13 protein-coding genes are annotated in these 14,633 nt (G+C 49.4%); 8 read left to right on the forward strand and 5 right to left on the reverse strand.

Annotated features, from left to right (window positions below; genetic code table 11):
- Positions 1-167: 167 nt before the first annotated feature.
- The 4 genes from clpX to bolA form a co-directional block, all read right to left on the reverse strand.
- Positions 168-1,442, reverse strand: coding sequence for an ATP-dependent protease ATP-binding subunit ClpX (gene clpX, locus A6301_RS11205; protein WP_215483110.1), 1,275 nt, complete (start codon positions 1,440-1,442; stop codon positions 168-170).
- Between the two features lie 161 nt (positions 1,443-1,603).
- On the reverse strand, positions 1,604-2,227 hold the full coding sequence (clpP, locus tag A6301_RS11210; RefSeq protein ID WP_014700831.1) for an ATP-dependent Clp endopeptidase proteolytic subunit ClpP: 624 nt from the start codon (positions 2,225-2,227) through the stop codon (positions 1,604-1,606).
- 526 nt (positions 2,228-2,753) lie between these two features.
- On the reverse strand, positions 2,754-4,058 hold the full coding sequence (gene tig, locus A6301_RS11215) for a trigger factor (RefSeq protein ID WP_215483111.1): 1,305 nt from the start codon (positions 4,056-4,058) through the stop codon (positions 2,754-2,756).
- 317 nt (positions 4,059-4,375) lie between these two features.
- The gene (bolA, locus tag A6301_RS11220) at positions 4,376-4,690 is read right to left on the reverse strand and encodes a transcriptional regulator BolA (protein WP_107169971.1); all 315 of its coding nucleotides are present in this window, start codon (positions 4,688-4,690) and stop codon (positions 4,376-4,378) included.
- A 323-nt stretch (positions 4,691-5,013) separates the two neighbouring features.
- Between bolA and A6301_RS11225 the strand changes: the two genes are divergently transcribed.
- From A6301_RS11225 to A6301_RS11260, 8 genes are all read left to right on the forward strand, one after another.
- Positions 5,014-5,592 (forward strand): lipoprotein, encoded by a 579-nt coding sequence (locus A6301_RS11225; RefSeq protein WP_014914528.1) that lies wholly within the window; start codon positions 5,014-5,016, stop codon positions 5,590-5,592.
- A gap of 59 nt (positions 5,593-5,651) precedes the next feature.
- Positions 5,652-7,139: a muropeptide MFS transporter AmpG gene (gene ampG / locus A6301_RS11230; RefSeq protein WP_215483112.1), complete on the forward strand. Its 1,488-nt coding sequence runs from the start codon at positions 5,652-5,654 to the stop codon at positions 7,137-7,139.
- A gap of 423 nt (positions 7,140-7,562) precedes the next feature.
- A complete protein-coding gene (cyoA, locus tag A6301_RS11235) occupies positions 7,563-8,525 on the forward strand; it encodes a cytochrome o ubiquinol oxidase subunit II (RefSeq protein WP_048259130.1) in 963 nt (320 codons plus the stop codon).
- A 4-nt stretch (positions 8,526-8,529) separates the two neighbouring features.
- Positions 8,530-10,521 (forward strand): cytochrome o ubiquinol oxidase subunit I, encoded by a 1,992-nt coding sequence (gene cyoB / locus A6301_RS11240; RefSeq protein ID WP_107169974.1) that lies wholly within the window; start codon positions 8,530-8,532, stop codon positions 10,519-10,521.
- A complete protein-coding gene (locus A6301_RS11245; RefSeq protein ID WP_107169975.1) occupies positions 10,511-11,125 on the forward strand; it encodes a cytochrome o ubiquinol oxidase subunit III in 615 nt (204 codons plus the stop codon). Before cyoB ends, A6301_RS11245 begins: the two co-directional genes overlap by 11 nt.
- Entirely contained in the window at positions 11,125-11,457 is a 333-nt protein-coding gene (locus tag A6301_RS11250) for a cytochrome o ubiquinol oxidase subunit IV (protein ID WP_011092734.1), read from the forward strand. Before A6301_RS11245 ends, A6301_RS11250 begins: the two co-directional genes overlap by 1 nt.
- Positions 11,458-11,471: 14 nt before the next feature.
- Complete coding sequence (cyoE, locus tag A6301_RS11255; protein ID WP_005976015.1) at positions 11,472-12,362, forward strand: heme o synthase; 891 nt, start codon at positions 11,472-11,474, stop codon at positions 12,360-12,362.
- 244 nt (positions 12,363-12,606) lie between these two features.
- Positions 12,607-13,971, forward strand: a complete 1,365-nt coding sequence (locus A6301_RS11260) for an MFS transporter (protein WP_234257792.1) — start codon at positions 12,607-12,609, stop codon at positions 13,969-13,971.
- A 59-nt stretch (positions 13,972-14,030) separates the two neighbouring features.
- On the opposite strand, the gene A6301_RS11265 is transcribed toward A6301_RS11260, so the two are convergent.
- Positions 14,031-14,522, reverse strand: a complete 492-nt coding sequence (locus A6301_RS11265; protein ID WP_107170897.1) for a YajQ family cyclic di-GMP-binding protein — start codon at positions 14,520-14,522, stop codon at positions 14,031-14,033.
- Positions 14,523-14,633 lie beyond the last annotated feature (111 nt).

Raw genomic sequence — 14,633 nt, forward strand, 5'->3', positions numbered from 1 at the left:
CGCCAGGTTATGGGAATCTCGTGAAACGCGGTTTTCACGGTTTCATCAAATAGGTATTTGAGTATATGGGGATAAATATCTCACATTCAACGACCAGCATGCGTGTAAAAAACAAATGGGGGATAAAATCCCCCATTTTTATTTTGTGACGCCGTTTAATTGATTAATTATTCGCCGGAAGCCTGCTGTGTCTCAGGTTTTCCATAGATTAATAATGGTTCCGACTGCCCAGCAATCACAGATTCGTCGATAACCACTTTATCCACACTTTCCAACGACGGCAGATCGTACATCGTTTCCAGCAACGCGGCTTCAACAATAGAACGTAAACCGCGAGCACCAGTCTTACGTACCATCGCTTTCTTCGCAATCGCCGTCAGAGCTTCATCACGGAATTCCAGCTCAACGCCTTCCAGATTGAACAGCGCCTGATACTGTTTAGTCAGTGCATTTTTCGGCTCACGCAGGATCTGAATCAACGCGTCTTCGCTCAATTCTCTCAGCGTTGCGACAACTGGCAGACGTCCGATGAATTCAGGAATCAAACCAAATTTGATCAAATCACCCGGCTCAACATGACTTAACAGCTCGCCTTCGGTCGCTTTCTCAGCCGATCCTTTAACCGTCGCGTTGAAGCCAATACCGCGTCCCGTGTCGGTACGCTGCTCGATCACTTTGTCCAGCCCCGCGAACGCACCGCCACAGATGAAGAGGATCTTGGAAGTATCAACCTGCAAGAACTCCTGCTGTGGATGCTTACGTCCACCCTGCGGTGGAACTGCGGCAATTGTCCCTTCGATCAGCTTCAGCAGCGCCTGCTGCACGCCTTCACCAGAGACATCACGAGTGATCGATGGGTTGTCTGACTTCCGAGAAATTTTGTCGATTTCATCGATGTAGACAATCCCGCGCTGCGCTTTCTGCACATCGTAGTCGCATTTCTGCAACAGCTTCTGAATGATGTTTTCAACGTCTTCGCCAACGTAACCCGCTTCAGTCAGCGTGGTCGCATCCGCCATCGTGAACGGAACATCCAGGAAACGCGCCAGCGTTTCGGCCAACAGCGTTTTACCACTCCCTGTCGGGCCGATCAGCAGGATGTTACTTTTACCCAGTTCGATCCCGTTGCTGCTGTCACCATTACGCAAGCGTTTATAGTGGTTATAGACCGCAACGGCCAATACCTTCTTGGCCTGCTCTTGACCAATGACGTAATCGTCAAGGTGGCGGCGAATTTCGTGCGGCGTCGGCAACGCACTGCGCTCACGGTGGGGCGCAACTTCCTTAATTTCTTCGCGAATAATGTCGTTACACAAGTCAACACATTCATCGCAGATATACACCGACGGCCCGGCAATCAGCTTACGCACTTCATGCTGGCTTTTGCCGCAAAAAGAGCAGTACAGTAACTTTCCTGAACCGTCTTTGCGCTTATCTGTCATGAGTCAAACCTCTTTTCGTCTTTTGCCCGCAGGCCAACCACAGCGATACCGCTACAACGAACGCCGATACTTATAGCCAATACGCGTAAAACAACCTCGCACAACAGACTATCGGGCGAACACTGATTTTAGCCACACCAGATCGCTAATATGGCGAATGATCACCCACGGTTAGTGAATACGGAGTCTACTAAACCGTATTCTACTGCCTCACTCGCGGAGAGGAAACGATCGCGCTCAGTGTCTCTCTCTATCGCTTCAAGAGGTTGCCCCGTGTGCTTCGCCATCAGCTCATTCATTTTGGCTTTCACTTTCAGTATTTCTTTGGCATGGATTTCAATATCCGTTGCCTGCCCCTGGAAACCACCCAACGGCTGGTGAATCATGACACGCGAGTTAGGCAAGCAAATACGTTTGCCTTTAGCGCCTGCCGTCAACAGGAACGCGCCCATTGAACAAGCCTGCCCCATACAGATTGTACTGACGTCCGGCTTGATAAACTGCATGGTGTCGTAAATGGACATACCCGCCGTAATAACGCCACCTGGCGAGTTAATGTACAGATAAATGTCTTTCTCTGGGTTTTCGGCTTCCAGAAACAGCATCTGTGCCACAACCAGATTCGCCATGTGATCTTCCACCTGACCAGTCAGGAAGATTATCCGTTCTTTTAGCAGACGGGAATAGATATCGTAAGAACGTTCCCCACGTGAGGTCTGTTCAACCACCATCGGCACTAACGCCATATGAGGTGCTTGTCTTTCTTGTTCGCCACTGTATGACATTCACGTCTCCTAGATAAAATGCGTCCGGCACTCTTATTGCGTCGTTCAATCATTGCATCGCTCAATTCTACTAGAGATAGGGGGGGATGACTATGGAACCCTGCCCTATCCATCCCTGAGCTCCTGTTGAACAACCCAACCGCCGATAATCTTTACCTGCTGTGCCAGCTTTTCCTCTTCAGTGAGTGGGGGCACATACATTGTATTTCAAGCTTACACTATCAATCGCTCTGTATTAAAGAGCCAATTATTTTATTATTAACACGTTATCGACACAGTAAACCTGTGGTTTAACTCTTTGCCTGACCTAATAAATTCTTCACTGAGTTAATCATAGTGCAATTTCAGGCAATCATGCCTTGAGTCTTCTCTGACGGGTACGCCGGAGATCACGTAGCGTCCAAATGCTCACCATCAGTATCAAGATGGCATAGACCTACAAGCAAAAAGCCCGCGCCATAAGGCACGGGCTTTTAATAGGGAAGCATCCCCACTACACAATAAACAATGTTGATATCAACAAAGCTTATGCCGTAGTCGTTTGGTTCATCAGTTCGTTGAAGCTTACTGATTTCTCAACGACTTTCGCTTTAGCAAGAACCGTTTCTACCGCTTGTTCTTCCAACGCAACGTTACGCATGTTGTTCAGCAGTTCTTTATTTTTGCCGTAGAACTCGATAACTTCCTGCGGATCTTCGTAGGCAGAAGCCATTTCTTCGATCAGTGCATTAACGCGCGCTTCATCAGCTTTCAGCTCATTGCTGCTGATCACTTCGCCCAACAGCAGACCGATAACAACGCGGCGTTTCGCTTGCTCTTCGAACAGCTCACGCGGCAATTCCAGCGCTTGCTTCTCGTTGCCACCAAAACGCTGTGCAGCCTGACGGCGCAGAACATCGATTTCGCCATCGATCAGTGCAACAGGCACTTCGATGTCGTTTGCGCTGATCAGTCCGTCCAGAACCTGAGTTTTCACACGGTTACGCACCGCGCCTTTCAGCTCACGTTCCATATTTTTACGGACTTCAGCACGCAGGCCTTCCTGAGAACCATCAGCCACGCCGAAACGTTTGATGAATTCTTCAGTCAGTTCAGGCAGCTCACGCTCTTCAACTTTCTTCAGGACGATAGCAAACTGAGCCGCTTTCCCTTTCAGGTTTTCTGCGTGGTAATCTTCTGGGAAGTTCACGTTGATCGTGAATTCTTCGCCCGCTTTGTGCCCAACGATGCCATCTTCAAAGCCTGGGATCATGCGATTCTGGCCCATTGCCAGAACGAAGTCGGATGCTTCTCCGCCTTCGAAAACTTCACCGTCAATAGAGCCGGTGAAATCGATAGTGGCACGATCTTCCGCTGCCGCAGCGCGATCAGTTTCTTTCCAGGTCGCCTGTTGCTTACGCAGCGTGTCCAGCATGGTGTCAACGTCAGCATCAGTCACTTCAACAACCGGTTTTTCAACTTCGATTGCTTCCAGACCTTTCAGTTCGACTTCTGGGTAGACATCAAACTCAACAGAGTAAGTGAAGTCGCCACCGACAGCGTATTCGCCAGGGATATAGTTAGGCGCGCCAACCGGATTAATTTTTTCTTTGATGATAGCGTCAACAAAGTTGCGCTGCATCAGGTCACCCAATACGTCCTGACGCACAGAGGCACCATAACGCTGAGCAACAACATTCATCGGCACTTTGCCTTTACGAAAACCGTCAATACGTACTTTTTTAGCCGCGTTGACCAGCTCGCTCTTCACCGCACTCTCAATGATGTCAGCTGCAACGGTAATCGTTACGCGACGTCCCAGACCTTGAGTGGTTTCAACTGAAACTTGCATCTTGTTACCTCAAAAAATCACAGTGATCGGTCAACCCCAAAACTATTCTCGCGACGAAAAACTCTCACGACAGCAAGATTTAATTCAGACGGCCAGCACCAAAGCACACAGCTCGAATCAACCCTGCAGAACCGGGAAATTGCCAACCCCGTCCTTGTAGTCAGAAGCGTCCCGAATACATTCAGGAAAAATAGACGCAGCATTATAGCGATATAGAGAGGATGAGTCGAGAACGGCGGGCAGACTATTACAGCAACAGATTCACACTTTTGTTAGTAACCCGCTCCGATATGTCAGGAACGGGTCATATTCATGACTTAAGAAAGGATGCCAGCGCCGCCACAGGGCGGTGAAGAAGGGACGGCATTTTGCAAACTGACCCACTCTTTCGTCGTGTATGTATGTAGCGCTAAGGCGTGTACGGAGCCTGCAAGTTCCGCCGCTAATACGGCATAGACAGAACGGTGTCGTCCAATCACGCGTTCGCCCGTGAATTTATCGCTAACCAGCACAACTTTAAAATGGCTTTCCGCTCCCGCAGGCACGTTGTGACGATAGCTTTCATCAGTCACCTCTAAGTGAACGGGTTCAAAACCCACACGCAACTTTTCCTCTATCGTTTCACGCATCATACGGCTACCCTTTCAGCTTGGAGAAAAATTGATATCAACGCGACATAGCTGTCATTCACCGATGCCCGAATCATTTAACCTTAGCGTTTTTTCAAACTGCAATGCGCAAAAGACGGCATTAAAGGAAGAAAAATGTTCGCAACAGGTTGATATGCCATCGACGGGCTTGATGTGATAAAACGTTTTTTTCGTGTCAAAAGCATGAAAAAGATGAATTTCAGGACAATTTACCTACTATCTGCTCTTCTTCCTGCCAGTGGCAATGATATGATATCAACAATATTTGTCAGCTCACCACACTAATCATTACTGAGAAAATACGAATGTTAAAAAAATTATTTTTCCCTCTTCTGGCCGTCATTCTGCTTGCCGGGTGTGCAGCAAAAAGCAACACGCTGAACATCACCCCCAAAATCAGCCTGCCTTCCCAGGACCCGACGCTGATGGGCGTAACGATTAGTATCAATGGTGCAGACCAACGCGCCGATCAGGCTTTGGCGAAAGTGAATCGCGACGGCCAACTGATTACGCTGACACCTTCTCGCGATCTACGTTTCCTGTTGCAAGAAGCGCTGGAGAAACAAATGACCGCGCGTGGTTATATGATCGGTACTGGCGGCCCAGTCGCCTTGCAGATTGTGGTTAACCATCTGTATGCCGATGTCTCCGAAGGCAACCTGCGCTACAACATCACGACCAAAGCGGATATCTCAATTATTTCTCAGGCGGCAAATGGTAACAAGCAGGTGAAAAACTACCGCTCAACCTATAATGTTCAGGGCGCTTTCACTGCGAGCAACGAAAAAATCACCGATGCGGTTAACACGGTGTTAGGCGATGTCATCAACGATATGGCGCAAGACACCAGCGTAAGTAGCTTCGTCAAAGAAAACGCTCGTTAATTTCTGTACGCCGCTTCCCTTGCTCCTGATTTCTCATGGAGCAAGGGAAAGGACTCTTCATGTTTAGTCGCATCATTACTTTGTTCAGCCAACGTAATTCGCTTTTTATGCTATTGCTTGGCTTTGCTTCCGGTTTACCCCTGGCCTTGACATCCGGCACGCTGCAAGCGTGGATGACCGTCGAAAACGTCGATCTGAAAACCATTGGTTTTTTCTCTTTGGTTGGCCAAGCCTACGTATTCAAGTTTCTGTGGTCTCCCCTGATGGACCGCTACACTCCGCCGTTTCTTGGCAGACGCCGCGGCTGGCTGATTCTCAGCCAACTTCTGTTGATTGCTGCGATCATTGGTATGGGGTTTATGAACCCGGCGCGCGATCTCTGGTGGCTGGCTGCGCTGGCGGTTCTGGTCGCGTTTTGCTCTGCGTCTCAGGATATTGTTTTTGATGCCTATAAAACGGATTTACTTCCCCCTGAGGAACGCGGCACCGGTGCGGCAACCTCGGTATTAGGCTATCGGATTGCCATGCTGGTTTCTGGCGGATTAGCACTGTGGATGGCCGATCGTTATCTCGGCTGGCAGGCAACCTATTGGCTAATGGCAGGATTAATGCTGATCGGTGTCTTCGCCACGCTATTAGCGCCGGAACCACTGAATAGCCAGCCCGCGCCGCGCACCATGGAACAAGCGATTGTTGCCCCACTGCGCGATTTCTTCGAGCGTAACAACGCCTGGCTTATTCTTCTGTTGATTGTGTTATACAAACTCGGCGATGCTTTTGCGATCAGTCTGACGACAACCTTCCTGATACGCGGCGTTGGCTTCAACGCTGGCGATGTTGGGCTGGTTAACAAAACCCTTGGGCTCTTCGCCACCATTGTCGGCGCGATTTACGGCGGATTGCTGATGCAGCGGCTCTCATTGTTCAGAGCGCTAATGCTGTTTGGCATCCTTCAGGCCGTTTCCAATGCTGGGTACTGGCTCTTGGCTATCACAGACAAAAGCCTGTTCACGATGGCCAGCGCTGTTTTTCTGGAAAATCTCTGTGGCGGGATGGGAACGGCAGCATTTGTCGCTCTGTTGATGACATTGTGTAATAAATCATTCTCAGCCACACAGTTTGCCCTGCTTTCTGCCCTTGCAGCCGTCGGACGGGTTTATGTTGGCCCTATTGCGGGCTGGTTTGTTGAATCCTACGGTTGGGCATGGTTCTATCTGTTCTCGATTTTTGCCGCATTGCCGGGTCTGGCAATCCTGATGATTTGCCGTGAAACGCTGGAGTTTACCCAGAAAACAGACACCTTTCAGTTACGCACAAATTTCCCGAATTATTACAAGAAGGCTTTGCATGTGTTGGGATTGGGTGTGATATTGCTGGCATTGTGGCTCATTTTGCTCATCAGTAATGCGCTGGAATGGTCTTCATTGCCGCTGTTAGCAGAATGCCTGCTCGCCGCAGGCGGTACGCTCGCGCTGCTGGGAATTTTCTTCGGTAGTCTGCTGGATTATCTGTCACTCAGACGAGCATCTAAGCCGTCCGTACACTAACGATATTGGTTCAGGCAGTTCCCCCTACTGCCTGGACCAATTACCCCATTCCTTTATTTAATTATTTTTTTCATAATTATCTTGCTAGAGGGAATTTTATTTCCTCGTAAAATCTCCCCAGAACTAATTTCATTCGTTATCAAAAACACAGATTGGGCAAAAATCCCAGCAAACTAAAAATAGAAAATAAGCGTTACGGTAAGTTGTAATTTCTTATTATCCATCCATACTCTCATCTGGGTAGCCACTTAATTTGCTGTTTTTAAATACCATTTTTATTTTGGCTATCTTTGTGACATTAAGGGCAAAAAACAGCAACAATCGGCTGACATAACCTTAATCATGTTTACAGTGCAGTAACCTTCCCGTAAAATGCCCGCTCGCATGAAATGACAATAGAGCCCTTGTTATTGAGGTCGCTAGATGAGACTCAAGAAATACAATAAAATTTTTGGGATGCTGTCTTTATTTGCAGCCACTGTTCTACTGAGCGGTTGCGATATGGCGCTGATGAACCCCAAAGGAGAGATCGGGTTAGAACAAAGATCGCTAATACTGACTGCCATCGGGCTGATGTTGATCGTTGTGATTCCCGTTATCGTTATGACGATAGCTTTTGCCTGGAAGTTCCGTGCTTCTAATGAAAAGGCAAAATATACCCCGAACTGGTCACACTCCAACAAGATAGAAGCCGTAGTCTGGACTGTACCAATTATCATTATCGTTATTCTTGGCACGATTACCTGGAAGACGACCCACTCGCTTGATCCGTACAAGCCGCTGGTATCAGACGTCAAACCTATCAATGTCGAAGTTGTTTCGCTTGACTGGAAATGGCTGTTTGTTTACCCGGACCTTGGTATCGCTACGGTTAACGAATTGGCTTTCCCTGCCAACGTGCCTGTTGCATTCAAGATCACATCCGACTCCGTGATGAACTCCTTCTTCATCCCTCGTCTTGGTGGACAGATTTACGCCATGGCCGGAATGCAGACGAAGCTCCATTTAATTGCTAATGAACCGGGCAAATATGACGGTATCTCTGGCGGTTATAGTGGTAAAGGCTTCTCTGGTATGAAGTTCACCGCAATTGCCACACCAACCCAACAGGAATTCGATCAGTGGGTTGCGAACGTTCGTGCGTCCGCCAAGACACTGAATACCATGGATGAATTCAACACGCTGGCTAAGCCAAGTGAATTCCATCCTGTCGAATACTTCTCCAGTGTCCAGCCGGATTTGTTCAATAATATTATTCGCAAATTCATAGGCAACGACATGAACATGCAACATCATGGTGAAGGCATGAAGCCCGATGAAAACATGCAACACGGTGAGGGTATGAACATGGGCGAGCATAGCTCGCACAAAGGAGCCGAGGGATAATACGATGTTCGGAAAACTTACACTCGATGCGGTTCCGTACCACGAACCCATTATTATGGTCACCGTGGCGGCGATCATCGTTGGTGGCCTTGCGCTACTGGCGGCAATAACCTATTTCGGTAAGTGGAAATGGCTGTGGGCCGAGTGGTTCACCTCTGTAGACCACAAAAAAATCGGTATCATGTATATCATCGTTGGTTTGGTGATGATGATACGTGGCTTTGCCGATGCCATTATGATGCGCGGTCAGCAGGTTCTTGCCTCTGCCGGGCAAGAGGGCTTCCTAAACGCTCACCACTACGATCAGATCTTCACCGCTCACGGTGTCATCATGATCTTCTTCGTGGCAACCCCGTTCGTTGTTGGCTTGATGAACCTTGCGGTTCCCTTGCAGATCGGTGCGCGTGACGTTGCTTTCCCCTTCCTGAACTCCCTCAGCTTCTGGTTGTTTGTAGCTGGCGTGGTCTTGATCAACCTCTCTCTCGGCGTGGGTGAATTCGCGCAGACTGGCTGGGTAGCCTATCCGCCGCTGTCAGGCAAGGAGTACAGTCCCGGCGTCGGGGTCGATTACTGGATATGGAGTCTACAGATATCCGGTATCGGTACCACGCTGACGGGCGTTAACTTCTTCGCGACAATTCTGAAGATGCGTGCACCGGGCATGACGCTGATGAAAATGCCAGTATTTACCTGGACAGCGCTGTGTACCAACGTGCTGATCATTGCCGCATTCCCGATATTGACCGTTACCATTGCGCTGCTGACGCTTGACCGTTACCTCGGCACCCATTTCTTTACCAATGATATGGGTGGCAACATGATGATGTACATCAACCTGATTTGGGCATGGGGTCATCCTGAGGTTTACATTCTGGTGCTGCCGATATTCGGTGTTTACTCCGAAGTGGTTGCTACCTTCTGTAAAAAACGTCTGTTTGGCTACACCTCATTGGTATGGGCAACCATTGCGATTACGGTTCTGTCGTTCATCGTTTGGCTGCACCACTTCTTTACCATGGGGTCCGGCGCGAACGTCAACGCCTTCTTTGGTATAGCCACCATGATTATTTCAATCCCTACCGGGGTTAAAATCTTCAACTGGCTGTTCACCATGTACCAAGGTCGTATTCAGTCTCACTCCACGATGCTGTGGACGACGGGCTTCATCATCACCTTCACCATTGGTGGGATGACCGGGGTACTGCTGGCCGTACCGGGCGCGAACTTTGTCCTACACAACAGTCTGTTCCTGATTGCTCACTTCCATAACGTGATCATCGGCGGTGTGGTGTTTGGTTGCTTCGCAGGTATTACTTACTGGTTCCCTAAAGCCTTTGGTTTCACCCTGAATGAAACCTGGGGTAAACGCGCGTTCTGGTTCTGGATTATCGGCTTCTTCGTTGCCTTTATGCCGCTGTACATTCTCGGCTTCATGGGTATGACGCGTCGTCTGAGCCAGCAAATTAACCCTGAGTTCCACGCGTTGCTGGTTGTGGCTTCCATCGGTGCAGTATTAATCGGTATCGGTGTACTGTGTCAGGTTATCCAGTTCTACGTCAGTATCCGTGACCGTGACCAGAATCGCGATCTGACGGGTGACCCGTGGGGTGGACGCACACTGGAGTGGGCAACGTCTTCTCCTGCGCCGTTCTACAACTTCGCTATCGTGCCACATGTTGACGAGCGTGATGCTTTCTGGGAAGCGAAAGAGAAAGGTGAAGCTTACAAACGTCCTGCCAGCTATGAAGAGATTCACATGCCGAAGAATACCGGCGCTGGTGTGATTATCTCTGCATTTAGCCTGGTATTCGGTTTTGCTATGATCTGGCATATCTGGTGGCTGGTCATCGCTAGCTTCGCAGGCATGATTGTGACCTGGATTGTGCACAGCTTTAATCAGGACGTGGATTACTACGTACCGGTTAAAGAAATTGAGCAAATTGAGAATCAGAATTTTGATCAACTCAGTAAGGCAGGCGTGAAACATGTCAACTGAAACTCTGACTAACCACAATACCGCCCATGCAGAGCATGGGCACCACGACACAGGAGCCAATAAGGTATTTGGCTTCTGGGTCTACCTGATGAGCGACCTGATCATTTTCGGGTCACTGTTCGCGACCTATGCGGTACTGGTTAACGGTACTGCTGGTGGCCCAAGCGGGAAAGACATTTTCCAACTGCCTTTCGTGTTGGTAGAAACGTTCGCGCTGTTGTTCAGTAGTATTACCTACGGCATGGCGATGATCGCCATGAACAAGGGCAACAAAGCTCAGGTTAATACCTGGTTAGGTGTGACCTTCTTGTTCGGTCTGGTGTTTATCGGGATGGAAATCTATGAATTCCATCACCTGATCGTTGAAGGCTATGGCCCGGATCGCAGCGCGTTCCTGTCCGCCTTCTTCGCACTGGTCGGTACTCACGGGCTCCACGTAACGGGCGGTCTGATCTGGTTGGTCATCATGATGATTCAGGTGTCCAAACGTGGGCTGACTGCAACCAACAAAACGCGTCTGATGTGTCTGAGCCTGTTCTGGCACTTCCTTGACGTGGTGTGGATTTGTGTCTTCACCGTTGTTTATCTGCTGGGGGCAATCTAATGAGTCATTCAACAACCGATCATGCAGGTGCCAGCCACGGTAGCGTTAAGTCATATGTGATAGGTTTTGTTCTGTCTGTTATTTTGACAGTCATTCCTTTCAGTATGGTCATGAGCGGCACCGCATCGCATAACGCCATTCTTTTCACGGTGGTGGGATGTGCAGTGGTTCAAATTCTGGTGCATCTGGTGTACTTCCTGCACCTGAATACGTCCTCAGAAGAGCGCTGGAACGTGGTGGCTCTTGTGTTTGCCGTCCTGATTATCGCGATTGTCGTCGTGGGCTCCATCTGGATTATGATGAGCGCACACCACAATATGATGATCCAGTAACAGAGCCGTAAAAGATGATTAAGCAATACCTGCAAGTTACTAAACCAGGAATTATTTTCGGAAATCTGATTTCCGTTATCGGTGGGTTTCTCCTTGCGGCACAAGGCCGCATTGATTATCCCTTGTTTCTCGCCACCCTCGTGGGTGTGTCGTTAGTCGTTGCATCTGGCTGCGTGTTTAACAACGTTATTGACCGCGACATCGACAAGAAAATGGAGAGAACCAAAAATCGGGTTCTGGTAAAAGGACTGATTTCGCTGAAGGTAACGCTGGTTTACGCATCGCTGTTAGGTATTGCGGGCTTTGCTCTGCTGTACATCGCGGCTAATCCGCTGGCTATGTGGCTGGCGGTGATGGGATTCGTTGTGTATGTCGGCGTATATAGCCTGTACATGAAGCGGCATTCTGTTTATGGCACGCTGATTGGCAGTCTGTCCGGCGCAGCACCACCGGTTATCGGTTACTGTGCCGTCAGCAACCAGTTCGACGCTGGCGCGTTGATTCTGCTGTTGATCTTCAGTCTGTGGCAGATGCCGCATTCCTACGCGATTGCGATTTTCCGCTTCAAGGATTATCAAGCAGCTAACATTCCGGTACTACCTGTTGTGAAAGGTATCTCCGTTGCGAAAAACCACATCACGCTCTATATCGTCGCGTTTGCGGTCGCAACATTGATGCTGTCTCTCGGCGGTTACGCCGGCTACAAATACCTCATCGTTGCCGCCGCAGTTAGCGTATGGTGGTTGGGTATGGCGTTGTCAGGCTATAAAAATGCGATTGATGACCGCGTATGGGCAAGAAAGCTGTTTGTTTTCTCCATCGTCGCGATTACCTCACTGAGCGTGATGATGTCTGTAGATTCAATGGCGCCAGCGCATGAAGTCCTGCTGACCTATCTGCGTTAATCACAAGCTGCGTTCTATACATTAAAAAAACAGGTGGCTCGTCCGCCTGTTTTTTTATGGCGAGCTTCCTGCTCTCCCCCCTCCCCTCTTCGCACCGCCGCAAGCGACGTTGAAAAACGCTCCCTGCGTTTTTTTCTTTTCCCCTCCCCTACTTTCCCCTCCGCCAAATCACGTAACAAACCTATCGTTTACTGTCTGGCCAATAACGCACTAAAATAGCGCCAATTGTTTTCAGAGGTAATGAATGAACGATAATAAAATGACCCCAGGCGAATTACGCGCCACATGGGGCTTGGGTGCCGTTTTTTCACTACGCATGCTTGGCATGTTCATGGTGTTGCCCGTTCTCACCACCTACGGTATGGCATTGCAAGGTGCCAGTGAAGCGCTGATCGGGATTGCGATTGGTATCTATGGTTTGATGCAGGCTATTTTCCAGATCCCCTTCGGTTTAGTCTCCGATCGCATTGGCAGAAAGCCGCTGATCGTCGGGGGACTACTCATTTTTGCACTGGGTAGCGTCATCGCTGCACTGAGCGACTCCATTTGGGGCATTATCCTTGGCAGGGCATTGCAGGGCGCGGGCGCCATCTCCGCTGCCGTCATGGCGCTGCTTTCCGACCTGACGCGTGAACAAAACCGAACCAAAGCTATGGCGTTTATCGGCGTGAGCTTCGGCGTCACCTTTGCTATCGCCATGGTCCTTGGTCCTATCATTACTCACGCTTTCGGCTTGCAGGCACTTTTCTGGGGCATCGCCGTTCTATCACTCGCGGGCATTGCTATCACGCTGACATTGATTCCTTCCGCACCAGCACACGTCCTGAATCGAGAATCAGCGATGGTACGTGGCAGTTTCCGCAAGGTGCTCGGCAATAGCCGCCTGCTGAAACTGAATATCGGTATCATGTGCCTGCATATTTTATTGATGTCGAGCTTCGTTGCCCTACCCCGCGCAATGGAATCCGCAGGACTGGAACCGCAAGATCACTGGAAAGTTTACCTAGTCACTATGTTGGTTTCCTTTGCCGGTGTCGTCCCCTTCATTATCTATGCCGAAGTGAAAAGGCGGATGAAGCAGGTTTTCATCGGTTGCATCGTGGTATTAATCGCCGCAGAGGTCGTCCTGTGGGATGCGGGTAACCATCTCTGGCAAATTATCATCGGCGTACAGCTGTTCTTCCTGGCTTTTAACGTCATGGAGGCGCTGCTACCATCGCTAATCAGCAAGGAATCGCCTGCCGGATACAAAGGCACTGCAATGGGGGTTTACTCCACCACACAGTTTATCGGTGTAGCAATCGGAGGAAGTCTCGGTGGCGGGCTTTTTGAGCTTTATGGCGCATCTGTCGTGTTTATGGCTGGTACAGCCATTGCGGCTATCTGGCTATTCGTCAGCTTCACCATGCAGGAACCGCCCTATCTCAGTAGTCTGAGAATCTCGCTGACTGATTTAGCATTGCAGGATAGTGAGTTGGAACAGAGAATTCGCACTCAGCCCGGCGTTGCGGAAGTCGTTATCGTGCCGGATGAATACAGCGCCTATGTGAAGATCGACAACAAAAAGACCAATCGGCAGCAGTTAGAACAAGTAGCGGGCCAAGTTTAAGCCAAGCAAAAGGCCAGCTTTCGCTGGCCTTGTTATTCGCCGACATGGGACTAAAAGTATCAATCGCGGAAGTTAGTAAACTGGAACGGCTGTCCCAAATTACCACCGCGAATCAATGCCATCACACCTTGTAAATCATCACGTGATTTCCCAGTAACGCGAACCTGTTCACCTTGAATCTGCGCCTGCACTTTCAGCTTGCTGTCTTTAATCAGCTTGATAATTTGCTTCGCCAACGTAGTTTCAATGCCTTGCTTCAGCTTCGCTTCCACGCTGTACGTTTTACCGCTGTGCTCGAACGCTTCCGGGACCTCTAACGCCCCACCTTCAATCCCACGCTTCAGCAGTTTCTCGCGCATAATATCAATCAGTTGCTGCACCTGAAAATCAGACTCGCTGGTCGCTTTAATACTTTGCGATTTCTCATTCAGTTCAAAGCTGGCCGGAACATTACGAAAATCCCAGCGTGTGCTCAGCTCACGCGTGGCATTTTCCACCGCGTTACGGACTTCCTGCATATCAATTTCCGAAACAATATCGAAAGATGGCATAATTCGCTCTCCTGACAAATGTGGCTGGCGAGCATAATAACCGCTCTTCTGCGATAAGCAAGATACCAGACACGATCCCGATTTTTACTCTATATCGGGTAAACAGGCCGA

Source organism: Pectobacterium sp. IFB5596 (assembly GCF_021432585.1).
Lineage (GTDB): Bacteria > Pseudomonadota > Gammaproteobacteria > Enterobacterales > Enterobacteriaceae > Pectobacterium > Pectobacterium punjabense.